The following is a 17,201-nucleotide window of genomic DNA, read 5'->3' as shown; positions in this document are numbered from 1 at the left end:
GGGGCTCGATCACCTATGGCCGTAATGGCCATTGATATCTCCTCCCACTGGCTGGATCGGCCAGGGTGGGTGGCTCGTGCCTGGCTGCATTCAGATCTTCTGCTGGAGCTGATCCAGACGGAGTGCGACGTGGAGGCGGAACGCATATTCGGGTGCACGCCAATCGTTGTCGAGCACCGCGTCGATGCGCTCCAGGCGCAGCTTGACGGTGTTGACGTGAACCGAGAGAGCGGCGGCGGTGCGGCTGATGCTGCTGCTGTGTTCGAAGTAGGTGCGCAGTGTGGTGACCAGATCGGCGGATTGTCTCCGATCCCACCGTCGGAGGGGGCCGAGCATGCGCTCCATGAACCGTCCGACGTGTTCGGGAGCTGAGCCGAACATGGCTGTGTAGGGGGCGAAGTCCTCGGCAGGTGCGACGCCGCTGGTGATCGAAAGCGAATTGAGGACGCGCACGCACGACCACAGCTCGTCCTCTGCGGTGCGCAGCTCCGAACGTTGGAAACCGGTGTCGGAGACGACGATCAGGCAGTTGCGCAGGACTTCTGAGGCGGTGAGCAGCTCTTCCAGCTGTATCCGGGTGCGATGAGCCGAACGGGGCAGCAGCACTGTCAGCCCAGGGGAGCGCTGGGTCATGAGAATCCGCGGCTCGATCCGAGCCAGGTACGAGCCGATGCGGTCGAATTCGTTGGGGCCGGCTTGGACCACTATCAGCTGCCAAGGGCCGAGGAGGGTGAAGTTGCTGGAGCGTGCTCGCGCTCGCAGCTCGTCGAGACTTCTGGTGTCGGCGATCAGATCGACGGCCAGTTCGCCGCGCACACGGTTCTCGGCGTCGGCGCGTGACTGCTCGTTCATCTGGATGAGGGCCAAGGACTGTGCGGCCTGAGCGACGATGCTGTGGTCGCCGTCTTTCGGGTCGTTGTGGAAGCGCACGAACAGTCCGCTGTGCTGACGTCTGTTCGACGCCACCGAAGCGGCGATGAGTCGCTTGGCGTGAGCAATCTGAATGCTCCGTCCGGTGCGGCGACTGATGTCTACGGCCGCAAGAATGTCTTCTCGACTCATGTCGCCCTCGGCGAGGAAGCCCTCGTCCGCTGGGAAGTCGGGGGAGTCCAGCCTCCAGCTGTCGACGATGAGCACCTCGGCGCGGAGAGTTTTGGAGATGACGTTGGTGACGGCTGGTGCGCCGTGGCCCTGCAGCACCAGCTGGGTCAGCTGCTCTTCGATCTCGACGAGTCGCTGCAAGGTGTTCGCCTTGGCCGCAGCCAGCTCTTCTGCGGCAGCTGACAGCGCCGCAGCCTCGGCGAGTTCGCCCATGAGTCGAGCGGTCTTGAGAATCACCGAGGCATGGTCTGCCAAGGCGGAGAGCAGAGTGATCTCATCTGCTCCGAAGTCATGAGGGTAGCGATTCGCCGCGAACAGGGCGCCGAGTACTTCACCGTCGACGACCATCGGCACCCCGAGGAGCGACTCCATGCCTTCGGCCTTGACCGCTGAGTCCACACGCCGCTCATGAGGCAGCTGGGTCAGGTCGTAGTCCGAGGTCCAGTGGGCCGCTCGGTCGCGGACAACCCGGCCTGCAAGTCCGACTCCCGGCGGCACCCGGAGAGCTGGGAGTTGGAGTGAGATCGCCCCGCGACTGGCTCTGACGTTGAGCTCGTCGGTTTCGGGGTTGTATTCGGAGAGGTAGGCGATGTCGCAGCCGATCAGCGACTTGGCTCTGTCGACGAGCTTCTGCAGAAGGCGCTTCGTGTCTCTGACCTGGATGAGCTCAGAGGCGCTTTCGAGCAGGGCGGCGCGTTCATGGTCCTTCTGGCGCCAGCGAACCATGGTCGTGGACAGATCGAGCAGCGAGTCGATGAGGGCCGACTGCCGCCCGAGTTCTGATTCCAACGAGCTGCGATCGACGGGGTTGCCCCGCGCGATCAGGCTGATCGCCCGTGCGACGGAATCCACCGCTGCTGTCTCTGGCCCTGCTGCGCGCTCCGTCATGGGGCCATTATCTCAGCCCGGATCACCAGACCACGTGCCCCGGCGGTTTCACCCCGCTGCGGGGGACATCTCCTTGACGGTCGGCAGTTCGCAGGTGCTGCTCGCCTTCTGCTGATACCCGGAGAGGAACTCGCCGAGGCGGTTGATCGATTCGTCCAGCACCTCGACGGAGGGCAGGGTGACGAGCCGGAAATGGTCCGGTCGTGACCAATTGAAAGCCGAACCGTGGGAGACGAGGATCTTCTGCTCGCGCAGCAGATCGAGGGCGAACTGTTCATCGTCGGTGATCCCGAACTTCTCGACATCGAGTTTGGCGAACATGTAGAGCGCACCGCTGGCCCGATGTGCAGAGACGCCGTCGATGGAGTTCAGGCCCGTGTGGGCGACGTCCATCTGTGCACCCAGGCGACCCTGCGGCAGGACGAGGTCATCGATTGACTGCTTGCCGCCCAGGGCAGCCTGGATCGCGTGCTGAGCGGGAACGTTCGCACACATGCGCATATTGGCCAGGAGCTTGATCCCCTCGAGGTAGCTCTTCGCCTCGGACAGCGGTCCGGTGATGGCCAGCCAGCCAGCGCGGTATCCGGCGATCCGGTAGGCCTTCGACAGGCCAGAGTAGGTCAGGCACAGCACATCGTCGCCGGTGAGCGTGGCCATATTGACCATGTCGACATCGTCGTAGGTGATCTTCTCGTAGATCTCGTCGGCGAAGATGATGAGGCCGTGACGACGTGCGATGTCGACGATCTTGTTCAGGGTCTCACGCGAATAGACGGCGCCGGTGGGGTTGTTCGGGTTGATGACGACGATGCCGCGGGTGTTCTCGGTGATCTTCGATTCGAGGTCGTCGAGGTCGGGCTGCCAGGCGGTGGCTTCGTCGCACAGGTAGTGCTTGGGCGTGCCGCCGGAGAGCGCAACCGATGCCGTCCACAGGGGGTAGTCCGGGCTGGGAACGAGGATCTCATCGCCGGGATTGCACAGCGCCTGCAGGGACAGGGTGATGAGTTCGCTGACTCCGTTGCCCAGGAACACCTCGGAGGTGTCCAGATTGTGGATGCCTCGGGTCTCGTAGTACTGGACCACGGCCCGGCGCCCGGAGAGGATTCCGCGCGAATCGGAATAGCCCTGCGCAACGGGAAGCTGCTTGACCATGTCATGGACGATCGCCTCGGGGGCTTCGAATCCGAAGGGGGCGGGGTTGCCGATGTTGAGCTTGAGGATGGTGTGGCCCTTGGCCTCCATCGCCTCGGCCTCTTCGAGGACGGGTCCCCGAATGTCATAGAGGACGTTGGCCAATTTCGACGACTGCCTGTACATGGGAACCCTGAGGACCTTTCGATGCGACGATTGCTGATACCGCTATTACCACGCTATGGCCACCGCCGAGGTGGTTCCGACCACACAGAGGCCCGTTTCGTGAACCTTTGACCGGGTTTTCGGATTGTTTCCCAGACCTTTCGTCACACGGGTCACATGACGTGGGCCAGTATCGAGGGGGCGAACCCTCATGCCCGCTGCCGGTCGCTGCGCAGCATGCCGAAGATGAGCGTGTCGCTCCATTCGCCCTTTGACCACCAGTCCTGCCGCAGGTGAGCCTCCTGCCGCATGCCGATGCGCGAGGCCATCCTCGCCGAGGCACTGTTTCTGGCATCCATCTGAGCGATGATTCGATGGAGGCCGTCGTGGGCAAAGGCGGCGTTGAGCATGGCGATGGCCGCCTCGGTGGCGAATCCGTGCCCGCCTGCCGCCGGGTTGAGAACCCAGCCGATCTCGGCCTTCTCCGATGACTCTGCGTCGAACCAGATCGCGATGTCGCCGATGACGACCGAGCCTTCGATGCTCTCCAGCCCGTCCGCGGTTTCGATGACCAATGCGAGTGCGCGAGCCTCGGTGTCCAGGCCGGTTCTCGGAATGCGCTTGGATACCTCGGCCCGCGCCACCTCGGCGGTCCACGGCTCGCAGAGAAGGAACCGCGCGACATCTTCGCGGGAGTAGATGGGCAGCAGAGCCTCGGCGTCGGAGTCCCGATACGCACGGAGGCGCAGTCGGTCGGTGGTCAGCGGCAGAGACAGCTCCTGCGGATTCATGTCAATAACGAAATCACGTGTCTCGGGTGTGCGCAAGATTCGTTGGGCGTCAGAGAGCCCTTGGCAAGGGTTGCGCATCGGTGACAAATGGCATCATTATGCCCGACTGGCTGTGAGTCCTCCCCGCTAAGCTGAGGAGCATGGTCGAGCCAGAATCCGCGCCCCGTCGCAGGGGGCGTCCACGGAAGGGACAGAGCGGGGACACCCGGACGATGATCGCCGAGGCGGCCGCCGCCGAATTCTCCGAAAAGGGATATGAGACGGCGAGTATGCGCGGCATCGCCCGCCGCGCCGAAGTCGATCCGGCGCTCGTCCACCACTATTTCGACACGAAAGCGGCCCTGTTCGCCGACGTCGTCAAGCTCCCGGTCCGGCCCGACAAGATCATCGCTGCTGCCCTCGATGCGCCCCTTGCCGAACTCGGTGCTTCGATCGCCCGCACGGTGCTGCTCGCGTGGGAGGACCCGAAGGTCAAACCCGTGGGTGTGACGATTCTGCGCTCGGTCGTCAACGGATCGGCGGCCGGAAAACTCGTCCGTCAGTTCCTGCTGCGCGAACTCATGTCCGCGATTGCCCAGCGCCTCGAGGATGTGGGGATTGAGGCCGCGTCGGCGCAGCAGCGGGCCTCGATGGTGCTTTCTCAGATAGCCGGGGTGCTCATCCTCAGGCATGTCGTCATGGCCGAACCCCTGGCCTCCAGCCCGATCGAGGAGGTCATCGCTCATGTCGTTCCCGCGGTGCAGGGTCATATCGACGGGCTCCGGGCAGAGTGCTGACAACGTAGATGGCTGACAAGGGCTCGTAGCGAGCACCCCTTCTCGGTCTCACCCGGGACCATCAGTGCTCGGGTTGAGCCCTTGACGTGGGCGGCGTGGAAGCGTCTAATTCATCATATGATGAATAATGCGATCGAAACCCGCGGTCTGCGAATTTCTCGGGGCCCAACGATGGTCATCGACTGCCTCAACCTCACAGTGCCCGGTGGCGCGATCGTCGGTCTGCTCGGACCCAGCGGAAGCGGCAAGACGACTCTCATGCGGGCCGTCGTCGGGGTACAGGTCCTGGCCGGCGGATCGGTGAATGTCTTCGGTCAGAGCGCAGGGAGCGCATCGCTTCGGCACAGAGTCGGTTACATGACCCAGCAGGCCAGCATCTATGAGGATCTGTCCGTGCGGCAGAACCTCCGCTACTTCGCTCGCGTTCAGGGCGCTCCCCGTTCGGATGTCGAAAGAGTCATCGATCGCGCGGATCTGTCCGGGCAGGCCGATCGTTTGGCCAGGACCCTGTCCGGTGGGCAGGCCAGCCGAGTCTCGCTGGCGGCGGCGATGCTCGGCTCGCCGGACCTGCTCGTACTCGATGAACCGACCGTCGGCCTCGACCCGGTCCTGCGCGGGGATCTGTGGGCCATCTTCCGCAGACTCGCCGAGGATGGGACGACCCTCCTCGTGTCGAGTCACGTGATGGACGAGGCGACTCGCTGCGATCGGCTCCTGCTCATGCGTGAGGGCGATCTCATCGCGGATACGACCCCCGAACAGCTTCTGTCGACCACTGGTGCGGACACGGCCGAAGACGCGTTTCTGCGGATCATCGAGACCCACGATTCGGGTTCGGGCGCCTCGCTCATTGGTCGCCGTGACCGTGGTGCCCGGCGATCAAGACGTCTGTCTCCCACACATCTGCTCACCGTCGGAAAAAGCCGGGCCGAGCGGAAGAGGGGCCCACAATGACTCCGGTGCGAACCCTGGCCACGGCCGGACGCGTGCTGCTTCAGATCCGCAATGATCCGCGCACCATTGCCCTGCTCCTCATCGTACCCAGCCTCCTCATCGGGCTCGTGGCCTGGATCTTCGATGAGACCAAGGTCTTCGCGACAATCGGCCCGGCGATGCTCGCGCTCTTTCCCTTCATCGTGATGTTCCTCGTCACGAGCATCTCCACTCTGCGCGAACGCCGCAGCGGCACGCTCGAGCGACTGCTGTCGATGCCCTTGGGCCGCGGTGACTTCATCCTCGGCTACACACTCGCCTTCGGGATCCTCGCTGTGGTCCAGACTGCGGTCGCCGTCGCCTATGCCACACTGGTGTGCGGTCTCGAGATCGAGGGGTCCATATGGATGCTCTTCATTGTCGCGATCGCTGATGCCCTGCTGGGTACGTCGCTGGGACTGCTCGCAAGTGCCTTCGCCCGCACCGAATTCCAGGTTGTGCAGTTCATGCCGGCGCTCGTTTTCCCCCAGATCCTCCTCGGAGGCATCTTCCTGCCCCGTGATCAGCTGCCAGAGGTGCTCGAGACCATCGGCGATTGGCTGCCGCTCTCACACGCGATCGACGCGCTCACAGCAGTCGCGAGCGGCGATGAGGATTCCAGCTACATCTGGCTGCGCATCCTCTTCATCGGATGGTGGATCCTCGGCGCGATCGTCATCGGTTCGCTGACGCTGCGCCGGCGCACGCAATGATACGGCTGACGCCGCATGACGGGCGCTGCGAGACATTCCCGCCTGTCTGCTGTGCCGACGAGCACTGATCCTGCCGAAACTATTTCTTCGACCTGGTCAGGGCCTGTCTCCACGACACCTTCGGACCCGACTGGAGGATGGAACGCTCGAAGATCCGGGTCGCCAGCAGCAGAGCCAGGATCGTGGTGATCGCGAGGATGAGGAGGGAGACCAGCGGCTCCCACCATTCGATCGTGCCGAGGAAGACGCGCATCGGGACCGCGACCGCTGCGGAGAAGGGGATGTAGGACATCACCGCCATCACCGTCTCGTTGGATGAGAAGAGGATGACGGCCATATAGGGCAGGAAGATGAGCATCATGATCGGGCTGGACGTCGAGCCCAGGTCCTCAGTCCGGGAGACCATTGAAGCGGCCGCGGCGTAGAGGGAGGCGATCATGACGAAGCCGACGATGAAGAGCGGGATGAACCAGGCGATCGGTTCCGTGACCTTGCCGAGCACCAGGTCGTTTCCGCTGATGGCGGCCCCGATGAGGACGGAGAGTGCAGTCAGGCCTATCTGTGCGAAGGCGAGGATCGAACACGCGAGAACCTTGCCGAACATCAGCACCTTCGCCGAGGTGGAGGCGAGCAGGATCTCCACAATCCGTGACTGCTTCTCCTCCACCACCGAGGAGGCGATGGTTGTCCCGAAGGTCACCGCCGACATGAAGAACACGAGCCCGAGGCCCAGCCCGATCAGGTACGTGAGTCCGGGATCCGGTGCGTGCGGGTCGAGGAGTTCAACGGTGGGCACTTGGCTGAGAGCGCCGGTGAGCGACTCGGGGGCGGAGCGTTCGGCGATGACGGTGACGCCGACAGGGGACGCAGGGTCTTCGACGACGGCGGCCGCGACCTCTTCGGACGTCACCAGGGTCTTCGCCTCATCTGTGCTGTCGACGGAGACGAGTTCGATTCCGTCGATTCCCTCAACAGCCTGCGCCCCCGCCGAGGTGACCGCCACCTTGTCCGTGGAGGAGAACAGTGTGGGCAGCGACCCGGAGACTGCCACGAGTGCCCCGAAGAGGACGATGCTCAGCAGCGTCGAGACCATGAAGGCCTTGGATTTCAGGCGGACCATGACCTCTCGTTCGATGACGAGACCGATGGCGGTGGTGAAGCTGGCACGCTGTGTCTGTGCTGTCGTCGCCAATCCGGATTTCCTGGGGGCGTTCGTAGCGGGAGGCCTCGTGTCGACGGAGTTCGAATCCTGTTGGGTGCTCATGCCTGCGTGACCTCCTGGAAGAGTCGGTTGAGGGCGACGGTGTGCGGGGCGAATGACTTCACTGAGGACACGGTGATGGCCTGGTGCAGGACCGTCTCGGCGATATCGGCGTTCGGTGCGGCGAAGCGCACCCAGTTGCCGTCGAATTCGACGACTCGGATGTCGGGGATCTCGCGCACCCAGCCCATGTCCGAATCGGTCTGCAGAATCCACTCAGGTGTGCTGCGCTGACGCCGCAGCTCATCGGCGGTGCCGCCCGCAACAAGCCGGCCGCCGTCGATGATGACGAGGTCGTCGACGAGGCGTTCGACCAGGTCGAGCTGGTGGCTGGAGAAGAGGACGGGTGCACCGGTGTCGGCGAAATCCTTGAGGACCTCGAGGGTGCGTTCGACGGCGACCGGGTCGAGTCCGGAGAAGGGCTCGTCGAGCACGAGGGCACGCGGGCGGTGGATGAGCGCGGCAGCGATCTGGACCTTCTGCTGGTTGCCCAGGCTGACGGCTTCGAGGTTGTCGCTGGGTCTGCCGCCCAGGTCGAGCTGCTCGAGGAGTTCTAATCCGCGACGACGGGCCGAATGGCGGCTGAGACCGTGGAAGCGGGCGAGGTAGATGAGCTGATCGATGATCGGCATCTTCGGGTAGAGGCCCCGTTCCTCGGGCATGTACCCGATCGCACTGCGATGTGCGGCGGTGATGGTTTCGCCGTCGACGGTGATGCGACCGGAGTCGGCAGCGAGTACGCCGAGGATGATGCGCATGGTCGTCGTCTTGCCGGATCCGTTGGAGCCCACGAATCCTGTCATCCTGCCCGAGCCGATGCTGAAGGACAGGTCGTGGAGAACCTGTTTGTCGCCGAAGCTGCGTGAAATCGAGTCCAAGGTGATCATGGTTCAACGCTATGTGGTGCTGCGCCGATGCGAATCCGTCGTTCGGGCTATTTCGGCATCGGCAGTGTGGGGGAGGCCGAGGTCTGACACTGGGAATAAGCCTGACACTGGGAATGAGAACTTTCAGTTCCCGACGAGTCCGTTCTCGTAGGCGAAGATGACGACGTGGATGCGGTCGCGGATGTCGAGCTTGGTCAGCAGGTTGGAGACATGTGTCTTGACGGTGGCCTCGCCGACGAAGAGCGTTCCTGCGATTTCGGAATTGCTCAGCCCCTTGGCCACGAGGTGGAGGACCTCGAGTTCCCGGTCGGTGAGGAGTTCCAGTTCGGGAGCCGCCGAGGTGGTGGCGACAGGGCTGCGGACGGAGCGTTCGATGACGCGTCGGGTCACCTCGGGGGACAGGAGTCCATCGCCGCCCGCCAGCGCGGTGACCGCGTCGATGAGCTGCTCCGCCTCGGCGGTCTTGAGCAGGAATCCGCTGGCGCCAGCGGCCAGCGCCTGGAACAGGAAGTCGTCGCGGTCGAAGGTGGTGAGCATGAGGACGGCGCCGGCCGCTCCTCGGCGCACGATCTCCGCGGTGGATTCGAGCCCGTCCATGACAGGCATCTGGACGTCCATGCAGATCACATCCGGCGCCAGCTCGAGCGCGCGGTCGATCGCGACCTGACCGTTTTCAGCCTCCCCGACGACCACGATGCCGTCCTCGCTCTCGAGGATCGTGCGGAAGCCGGTGCGGACCATCGACTGGTCGTCGACGAGGAGGACTCGGATCACGGTTCAGGCCTTTGCTGTGGAGTCGGTGAAGGAGGAAGCAGTTGGGAGATCGTCCGTATCCATGTCGGTACCGGTGGCGGTCTCTGTCCCGAGATCAGCAGGCGCGGCGGGGTCGACCTCTGGTCCGGCGACGTTCCGAGGGTAGGGAATCTGTGCCCGCACCAGCCAGCCGCCACGGGACTTCGGACCGGCTTCGAGGGAGCCGCCCATGGCGCTCATCCGTTCGCGCATGCCGACGATGCCGAGGCCCAGGCCCGGTTGCTTCGCCGGAGGTTCGGAGTTGGGGTGCGCCTCCTCGTGGAGCCCGCCGGGAGACCGGGTGTCGCTGATCTCGACCTCGAGATCGGTGGTGCCGTACCGCAGGCGGACATCCACCTCGGCGTGCGATCCCGCATAGCGACGACAGTTGGTCAGGGACTCCTGGATCACCCGGTAGATCGACATCTCCGTGATCGGTGTCAGCGGTCTGGGCTCACCGATCGTGACAACGTCGATCTGCTGTCCCGATCGACGTGAGGCGTCGATGAGTTCGGGAATGTCGCCGAGGCCGGGGTTGCCCTTTGTGTTGTGATCACTGGTGCTGGCGTCGTCCGTATCCCGGAGGGTGTAGACGAGCGCACGCAGTTCATCGACGGTTTCTCGGGTGGAGGACTCGATGGTCTTGAGGGACTTTCGGGCCTTGTCGGGGTTCTTCTCGAGGCTGCGGCGGGCGGCTGCGGCGTGGATGCCGACGCCGGTGATGTGGTGGGCGATGCCATCGTGGAGTTCACGAGCGATGCGCACCCGCTCAAGATCGAGAGCCTGACGAGTCAGCTGCTGTTCCTGGGCGCGGACCTCGGCGTTGGCGGAGCGCAGATCGTCGAGGATCAGCCGCTGCTTCCAGGCTCGGTTGCCGAAGAGCCAGGCGCCGCCGAAATAGGCGACATTCGTCAGCAGGCTGACGCCGAAGCTCGCGGTGATCTGCAGGACTGTCAAGTCCGAGAGACCGTTGGACTGGAAGAATACGGAGGCCACTAGGTAGATGAAGATGGCCGTGCACAACAGCGCCCTGGAGAAGAGAGCCGCCCGGCGATTGCTCTGCCACGCACCGATCGAGTACACGCCCATGAAGAGGATGACCTGGGTGACCCCAGGTTCCATGGCGCCGCCGATCTGTGCGCCGACGAAGATCGCGGTCTGGATCCAGGCGACTTGGCTGGGGTAGCGCCGCCTCCAGATGAGGGGCACTGTGACCGCCACCGAAGCCAGGCACAGAACCCATAGCGGGGCCTCGAACGGCCAGTAGCTTGTCGTGACATACAGGATGGCGAAGACTACAGAACCTGCGGCCAGGGCGATGACCAGATATACGTCGCCGCGCGTAGGTCTCAGCGATGTCGGATTCTCTGCCATCCCTCCAGCTTAGACAGCAGAGGCGTGTTGGGATATCCGCCGCTGTGGGGATCTGGTGCGTGCACCCTCCGGCGCGGGGTGGAGACGTGGCTGGAGGGTTTGGCAGTATTCGCCGTATCTGCGCATGTCTCTCGTGTGTAAGTTCGGGGCCAGGCGTGACTGCGCCGCCCAATCTGCAGAACTATCGATCAGAAAGAAGTACGTTGATGACGGAGATCACAAGGACAACCATCGATCCGGCGGCAGGAGAATCTGTCGCTGTTGTGGGCGCGCGAGGAAAGACAGGACGGGCAATTTCATCGGCGCTCAAGGACCGAGCAGTTCCCACCATTCCGATTGGGCGAAGCGAAATGACGAACCCCGTCGAGGCGCTGAAGGGTTGTCGTGCCGCCTATCTCATGGCGCCGAACCTTCACCCAGATGAGCGTGATTTCATCTCCACACTGCTCGGGGCCTGCCGCGAGGCAGGAGTGGATCGCGTCGTCTACCATTCGGTGGCGGCACCCTATGCTCCGGACATGCCTCACCATGTGGCCAAGGCTGCATCTGAGGACCTGGTGCGGCGGAGCGGACTTCAGTGGTCGATTCTCCAGCCGTGCGCATATATCGACAATCTCCTGCCGGGCCTGCGAGGACAGAATCCGCACGTTGCTGTGCCCTACAGCGTCGACACCCGATTCGGACTGATCAGTCTCGCCGACCTCGGGGAGATCGCGGCCGCAGTGCTGCTTGATGACTCCCATATCGGGGCGAGCTATGAACTCGGCGGCCCGCAGCAGCTGACTGTTCGCGACTATGCTGCCGCCGCGGAACAAGTGCTGGGTCGAGCGGTTGAACTCGAAGCATCAACTCCGCAGCAGTGGGTCGCCGCGCACAGAAGCGCTGGCGCCGACTCGACGTCTGGCACGAGCCTCGACCTGCGCGAGATCGAATGGCTGGCAGCGATGTTCTCCTACTACGACAACCACGGATTGCCGTGTGGAGCGCTTCCAGCGCGGGCCATCTTGGGCCGCCCCGCGCGATCTGTTGAAGAAGTGCTGTGCTCGGAGCTGTCGTAATTGGAGACATTTACCAACGGCTCATGGGTTGTTTGGCATCTTTTGCCGGTTCAGTGATGTGAGTCACCGGCAAAAATGGATTCAAACGCTCAGCAGACCTGGGGTCAGCAGACCTGGGAAGGACATTGATGTCGACTCAAAGCCCACGAATCCGTATCGGTATCGACACCGGCGGCACGTTCACAGATGTGGTGGCCTTCAACGAAGCCACCGGTGAGCTCACCACGACGAAGACTCCCTCGACACCGTCGAATCCCGCTGATGGCTTCATCAACGGCATTGACAAGGTACTCGACATGTTGGGCACCGATCAGGACTCCGCGACGATCACGGCCTCCGATATCAGTGCGGTCAGCCATGGAACCACCGTCGCTACCAATCAGCTGCTCGAAGGCAAGCTCGATCGTCTCGGCTTCATCACCACCGAGGGCTACGAATTCGTGCTCGAAATCGCCCGACAGGCAGTACCCGACGGGTACGGAAACTCCTATTTCTGGGTCAAGCCCGACCGCATCGTACCCGCGGACCTCGTCAAGACTGTGACCGGCCGCATGGACTTCGAAGGCAACGAAGTGCGTCCCTTCGACGAAGTCGAGGCACGCAAGGTCGCCCGCTGGTTCCGGGACCAGGGAATCAGCACATTGGGAGTCAACTTCCTCCACGCCTACGCGAACCCCGCCCATGAGCAGAGGATGCGCGAGATCCTCCTCGAAGAGCACCCCGACGTCATTGTGTCCCTGAGTTCGGAAGTGCTGCGCGAATACCGCGAATACGAACGATCGATGACGACCTTGGTTGACGCCGCAGTCAAACCCAAAGTCTCCACGTACGTCAAGAACATCCATGAGCGCCTCGAGGCCTATACCGGCACCGACAAGGATGCCAAGCTGCCGTTCTACATCATGAAGTCCAACGGCGGCGTCCTCTCCGCAGATGAGGTCGTCAACCAGCCCATCACCACGGTGCTCTCCGGCCCTGCCGCCGGTGCACTGGGTGCCGGACTCATCGCGCGGGAAGCCGGATTCGACAAGGTCCTGACCTGCGACGGCGGCGGCACCTCGACGGACGTCACCGTTGTCGTCGACGGAGAGCCTGCTCTGACGACCGAAGGCTCGGTCGGTGTCTATCCGTCCAAGATCCCCATGATCGACGTCGTCACCGTCGGTGCCGGCGGCGGCTCGATCGCCTGGACCACGGCCGAAGGACAGCTCAAGGTCGGTCCTCAGTCGGCAGGAGCAGACCCGGGGCCCATCTGCTATGGCAACGGCGGGGTGGAACCGACCATCACCGATGCCCACGTCTTCCTCGGGCGGATCCCGCCCCACCTCCTCGGCGGAGAGATCCCCCTCGACGCTGATGCCGCTGGTCGCGGCATCAGCGAAATCGCCGCAAAGCTCGGCCTGAGCACGGAGAAGGCCGCGACCGGAATCCTCGAGATCTCTGCCTGGAACCAAGCCAACGCCCTACGCCAGATCTCGGTCCAACGTGGCCTCGACGTCCGTGACTTCATGCTCACCACCTTCGGAGGCTCCGGCTCGCTGCTGGCCTGCACGCTCGTCGACATCCTCGACCTTGCCGGCGTCGTCGTTCCGCCTAACCCTGGAAACGTCTCCGCCTTCGGTCTCCTCACCGTCGACGTCAAGAACGACTATGTTCAGACGAACGTCGCACGCGATGACGGATTGGACATCGCTGAGGTCGCAGGCCTCTTCGAACGTCTCCAGACTCGGGCAACCGAGGCCCTGATCAACGAGGGATTCACGCCAGAACGCCATCAGTTCGACCGCTCCGTCGACCTCCGTTACTTCGGTCAGGCCTTCGAGGTCCGCGTGCCCGCTCCTTCGGGCACGATCACCCGAGAATGGGCCGACGAGGTGACACGGGCATTCCACGCCGAGCACAGGCAGCTCTACGGCTATGACTTCGCCGATGCGTCGGACCAGCACGTGGAATGGGTCAATGTCCGGGTCTCAGGCATCGGTCCGATCACCCGTCCGGAGCTTCGCCACATCGCATCAGCCGAGGGTGCGCCGGATAAGTCCGAACGTGCACAGACCGCTGTGCGACCAGTCTGCTTCGACGCCGAGGACGGATACGTCGACACCGCCGTGTACTGGCGTGAGAGTCTCCTGGCAGGAGACACCCTGGAAGGTCCGGCCATCGTCGAAGAGTTCGGCTCGACCTTCCCGCTGCACCCGGGATTCACCGCTCGCATCGATGCCGGCGGCAACATCATCACCACTCGCCGCAAACGCCAGGAGGCAGGCAAATGACGATCACTGACCAGACCGCAGCACCCGACTCCGGGTCGATGCTCAGCCTCACTCCGTTGACAGGGCAGGCGCTGACCGATTACATCAACGCTGACCCGATCAACCCCGCAGGTCTGCCAACGGCTTATGAACATGGCAACCGTCTGACATCGAGGCAGAAGGCTTCGACGGTTGACCCGATCATCGTCGAGATCGTCGAAGGCACCTTGGCCAGTGTCGAAATGGAGGTCGAGACCGCGATTGCCCGAACCTCGCGGTCACCGATGATCCGCGACGCTCACGATTTCCGAGCGGGAATCCATGACCGGCAGCTGCGCAAGCTCACAGGTCGCTCATATTCGGCACTCGTCCATCCCATCGTCCGCGACTTCCCGATCGAGGAGATGCAGGAAGGCGATGTCTTCTTCCACAACGACGTCTACGCCTCTGAGGGCGGAATCGGCCACCTTCCAGATATGTGCGTGACCGTGCCGGTCTTCGCCGACGGTGAGGTCGTCTGCTTCGTCCAGGCGTTCGGCCACCACGATGACATCGGCGGAGCCTGCCCCGGATCGATGCCCTCTGGTGCTACCAGCGTCTTCGAAGAGGGCCTGATGATCCCCCCGATCAAACTCTGGGACGCGGGGAAGCCGAACAAGTCGGCACTGGCCATCATGACGCGCAACTCGCGCATGCCCGACTCGCTCTCGGCAGATCTCGATGCGGAATGCTCTGCCTGCCTCATGGGCGCCAGGCGTCTGACCGAACTGTTCACCCGCTACGGCGTCGACACCGTCGAGGCCGCCTTCGACACCATCCTCGATAACTCCACGGAGATCTACCGCCGCGAGATCCTGTCGAAGATCCCCGATGGCCAGTACGTATGGGAGGACTACGCCGAACACGACGGAGTCTCCGACCCGATGCTGCACACACAGAGGATCACCCTGACCAAGACCTCAACCGGCGGCCCCGACGACGGTCCACGTCTCATCATCGACTTCACCGGCACCGCGGCTCAGGCTGCAGGGCCGATCAACCACTGTGGTGACTATGTGGGCGGAAACTTCCTCAAGAAGTGGTTGGCACCGATCCTGCGCAACCTCGCCGACAGCCCCGAACGCATGGGTGAACTCGACGTCAACGAGGGAATCGTCCCCCTCATCGAGATGCGCTTCCCGGAGAAGGGGACCCTGCTTACGCCCGAGTTCCCAGGTCCTACGAACGCACGCACCTTCGTCATTCTGCGCCTTCTCGGCGTGCTGGCCGGCGTGGTGGCGAAGGCAGTCGACGGGCAGATGCCTGCTGACCAGGAGACCATCCGCTACACCGGCGTCTACGGCAAGGACCGCGACGGCAACGATTACCTCATGCGCGAGGTCCTCGGCGGCGGCTCCGGTGGACGCTACTACTCCGACGGTGAAGATACGATCCACGTGGTCCCCGACTCCCGGAATCTGCCGACAGAGTTCACGGAGTCCAGGTTCCCGTTTCGCGTTGAACGCCTCGGCCTGTCTGTCGACTCCGGCGGGGCTGGTCGCTACCGTGGCGGACTCGGCTACGAGAAGCACATCAGGATGCTGCGCGATGGTCACTTCATGTCGATCGCCGACCGATCGATCCTCGCCTGCTGGGGAGTCAAAGGTGGTAAGGCCGGACAGCCCTTCCAAGTCACCATCGACCCGGGTGGTGCGAACGAACGCGAAATCGATGCGCTGGCCGATGACGAGCCGATCAGCGCCGGCGAGGTCGTGCGGATCCGCACGACCGGCGGCGGCGGTTGGGGAGACCCGCTCCAGCGTCCCTTCGCCGAAGTCGTCCGCGACGTCCAGTGGGGCAAGGTGAGTATCGCAGCGGCCGAAGAGTCCTATGGTGTCATCGTCACCGAGGGCCCGGAGGGAATCGAGAACGCCACCGTCGACGCGGCGGCTTCGGAGTCGCTGCGTGCACGCCTGCTCACCGAACGTGGAGAGAACGAACCCTTCTTCGACAGAGGGCCCGGCTACGCCGAGTTGGCTGGTGACGGTGCCAGTGCACCCGAGGTGGACTGGCTGTGAGAGTCCTCGTCGCCCTCGGCGGCAACGCGATGACCTCCTCTGATGGTGACGCGTCACCGGAGAGCCAGCGCCGTGCCATCGCCCAGGCGGCCGTCCATCTCGCCGATATCATCGACGACGGACACGAACTCGTCGTCGCCCATGGGAATGGGCCGCAGGTCGGCAACATCATGCGCAAGAACGAGCTTGCCGTCGCGGAACTGCCCCCAGTCAGCCTCGACTGGTGCGGGGCCCAGACCCAGGGCACCATCGGCTTCACTATCGTGAGCAGGATCGAGAAGGAGCTGAATTCTCGAGGGATTGCCAAGAGCGTCGTTGCACTGATTACCCGCACCGTCGTCGACCCTGACGATCCGGCCTTCACGGATCCGGTCAAACCGATCGGCTCCTATCAGCCTCGGAACTATGCGGCTGCGATGGAGGAGCTGGGGCAGACATGGAAGGACTTCGGCAGCAGAGGGTGGCGTCGGGTTGTCGCATCGCCTCGCCCGGTGCGGATCCTCGAGACCCCGACGATCGAGTTCCTGGCGGATTCCGGGGTGGTCGTCGTCGCGGCAGGCGGTGGCGGAATCCCAGTCATCCCCGATGAGAAAGGATTCAACGGAGTCTCCGCGGTCATCGACAAGGACCTCAGCGCGGCGCAGCTGGCACGCTCGGTGAAGGCCGATCGACTCATCATCGCCACCGATGTGCCCTGTGCCGTCGCGGGGTTCGGCACTCCCGAGGCCCGTGACATCACGAAAGTCACGAACGCCCAGCTGCGCGAGCTCAAGGACACAGGCACCTTCGCCTCGGGTTCGATGGGCCCCAAGGTCGATGCTGTTCTCAACTTCGTCGACGACGGTGGACCGATGGGTGTCATCGCTGCTCTCGGCAATCTCCCCGAGGCTGTGGCAGGCAGCTCCGGAACCGTGGTCACACCTGTTGACGACGATGTGACCGGGGCTGCCCGAGATTCGACCTTGGCAGAACACGCCTAGAAT

At 63.6% G+C, this 17,201-nt stretch carries 14 protein-coding genes; 7 read left to right on the top strand and 7 right to left on the bottom strand.

Going from position 1 to position 17,201, the window contains the following annotated elements; translation table 11 throughout:
• Positions 1 to 90 precede the first annotated feature (90 nt).
• The 3 genes from JTF07_RS15905 to JTF07_RS15895 form a co-directional block, all read right to left on the bottom strand.
• On the bottom strand, positions 91 to 1,989 hold the full coding sequence (locus JTF07_RS15905; protein ID WP_204235212.1) for a helix-turn-helix domain-containing protein: 1,899 nt from the start codon (positions 1,987 to 1,989) through the stop codon (positions 91 to 93).
• Between the two features lie 48 nt (positions 1,990 to 2,037).
• Entirely contained in the window at positions 2,038 to 3,306 is a 1,269-nt protein-coding gene (locus tag JTF07_RS15900; RefSeq protein ID WP_204235211.1) for a pyridoxal phosphate-dependent aminotransferase, read from the bottom strand.
• A gap of 188 nt (positions 3,307 to 3,494) precedes the next feature.
• Positions 3,495 to 4,076, bottom strand: a complete 582-nt coding sequence (locus JTF07_RS15895; protein WP_204235210.1) for a GNAT family N-acetyltransferase — start codon at positions 4,074 to 4,076, stop codon at positions 3,495 to 3,497.
• Positions 4,077 to 4,216: 140 nt separating this feature from the next.
• Between JTF07_RS15895 and JTF07_RS15890 the strand changes: the two genes are divergently transcribed.
• The 3 genes from JTF07_RS15890 to JTF07_RS15880 all read left to right on the top strand — a co-directional run bounded on the left by JTF07_RS15890 (position 4,217) and on the right by JTF07_RS15880 (position 6,537).
• On the top strand, positions 4,217 to 4,852 hold the full coding sequence (locus JTF07_RS15890; RefSeq protein WP_204235209.1) for a TetR/AcrR family transcriptional regulator: 636 nt from the start codon (positions 4,217 to 4,219) through the stop codon (positions 4,850 to 4,852).
• A gap of 117 nt (positions 4,853 to 4,969) precedes the next feature.
• Positions 4,970 to 5,806, top strand: coding sequence for an ABC transporter ATP-binding protein (locus JTF07_RS15885; RefSeq protein WP_204235208.1), 837 nt, complete (start codon positions 4,970 to 4,972; stop codon positions 5,804 to 5,806).
• The gene (locus JTF07_RS15880; RefSeq protein ID WP_204235207.1) at positions 5,803 to 6,537 is read left to right on the top strand and encodes an ABC transporter permease; all 735 of its coding nucleotides are present in this window, start codon (positions 5,803 to 5,805) and stop codon (positions 6,535 to 6,537) included. Before JTF07_RS15885 ends, JTF07_RS15880 begins: the two co-directional genes overlap by 4 nt.
• 79 nt (positions 6,538 to 6,616) lie before the next feature.
• On the opposite strand, the gene JTF07_RS15875 is transcribed toward JTF07_RS15880, so the two are convergent.
• The 4 genes from JTF07_RS15875 to JTF07_RS15860 form a co-directional block, all read right to left on the bottom strand.
• Positions 6,617 to 7,801 (bottom strand): ABC transporter permease, encoded by a 1,185-nt coding sequence (locus tag JTF07_RS15875; RefSeq protein WP_204235206.1) that lies wholly within the window; start codon positions 7,799 to 7,801, stop codon positions 6,617 to 6,619.
• On the bottom strand, positions 7,798 to 8,685 hold the full coding sequence (locus JTF07_RS15870; protein ID WP_204235205.1) for an ABC transporter ATP-binding protein: 888 nt from the start codon (positions 8,683 to 8,685) through the stop codon (positions 7,798 to 7,800). The genes JTF07_RS15875 and JTF07_RS15870 overlap by 4 nt, the downstream gene beginning before the upstream one ends.
• A gap of 123 nt (positions 8,686 to 8,808) precedes the next feature.
• Positions 8,809 to 9,459 carry a response regulator gene (locus tag JTF07_RS15865; RefSeq protein ID WP_204235204.1) on the bottom strand — a complete coding sequence of 217 codons (651 nt, stop codon included), beginning with the start codon at positions 9,457 to 9,459 and terminating at the stop codon, positions 8,809 to 8,811.
• Positions 9,460 to 9,462: 3 nt separating this feature from the next.
• On the bottom strand, positions 9,463 to 10,851 hold the full coding sequence (locus JTF07_RS15860) for a sensor histidine kinase (RefSeq protein WP_204235203.1): 1,389 nt from the start codon (positions 10,849 to 10,851) through the stop codon (positions 9,463 to 9,465).
• A gap of 206 nt (positions 10,852 to 11,057) precedes the next feature.
• Between JTF07_RS15860 and JTF07_RS15855 the strand changes: the two genes are divergently transcribed.
• From JTF07_RS15855 to JTF07_RS15840, 4 genes are all read left to right on the top strand, one after another.
• Positions 11,058 to 11,909 carry an SDR family oxidoreductase gene (locus tag JTF07_RS15855; RefSeq protein WP_204235202.1) on the top strand — a complete coding sequence of 284 codons (852 nt, stop codon included), beginning with the start codon at positions 11,058 to 11,060 and terminating at the stop codon, positions 11,907 to 11,909.
• A 128-nt stretch (positions 11,910 to 12,037) separates the two neighbouring features.
• Positions 12,038 to 14,182: a hydantoinase/oxoprolinase family protein gene (locus JTF07_RS15850; protein ID WP_204235201.1), complete on the top strand. Its 2,145-nt coding sequence runs from the start codon at positions 12,038 to 12,040 to the stop codon at positions 14,180 to 14,182.
• Positions 14,179 to 16,218, top strand: coding sequence for a hydantoinase B/oxoprolinase family protein (locus JTF07_RS15845; protein ID WP_252199869.1), 2,040 nt, complete (start codon positions 14,179 to 14,181; stop codon positions 16,216 to 16,218). Before JTF07_RS15850 ends, JTF07_RS15845 begins: the two co-directional genes overlap by 4 nt.
• Complete coding sequence (locus JTF07_RS15840) at positions 16,215 to 17,198, top strand: carbamate kinase (RefSeq protein WP_204235200.1); 984 nt, start codon at positions 16,215 to 16,217, stop codon at positions 17,196 to 17,198. Before JTF07_RS15845 ends, JTF07_RS15840 begins: the two co-directional genes overlap by 4 nt.
• The last annotated feature ends 3 nt before the right edge of the window (positions 17,199 to 17,201 follow it).

Origin of the sequence: Brevibacterium sp. RIT 803, assembly GCF_016892625.1 — a bacterium.
Lineage (GTDB): Bacteria > Actinomycetota > Actinomycetes > Actinomycetales > Brevibacteriaceae > Brevibacterium.
Note: the sequence above shows the minus strand (reverse complement) of the source record. Positions and strands in the feature narration are given on the sequence as shown.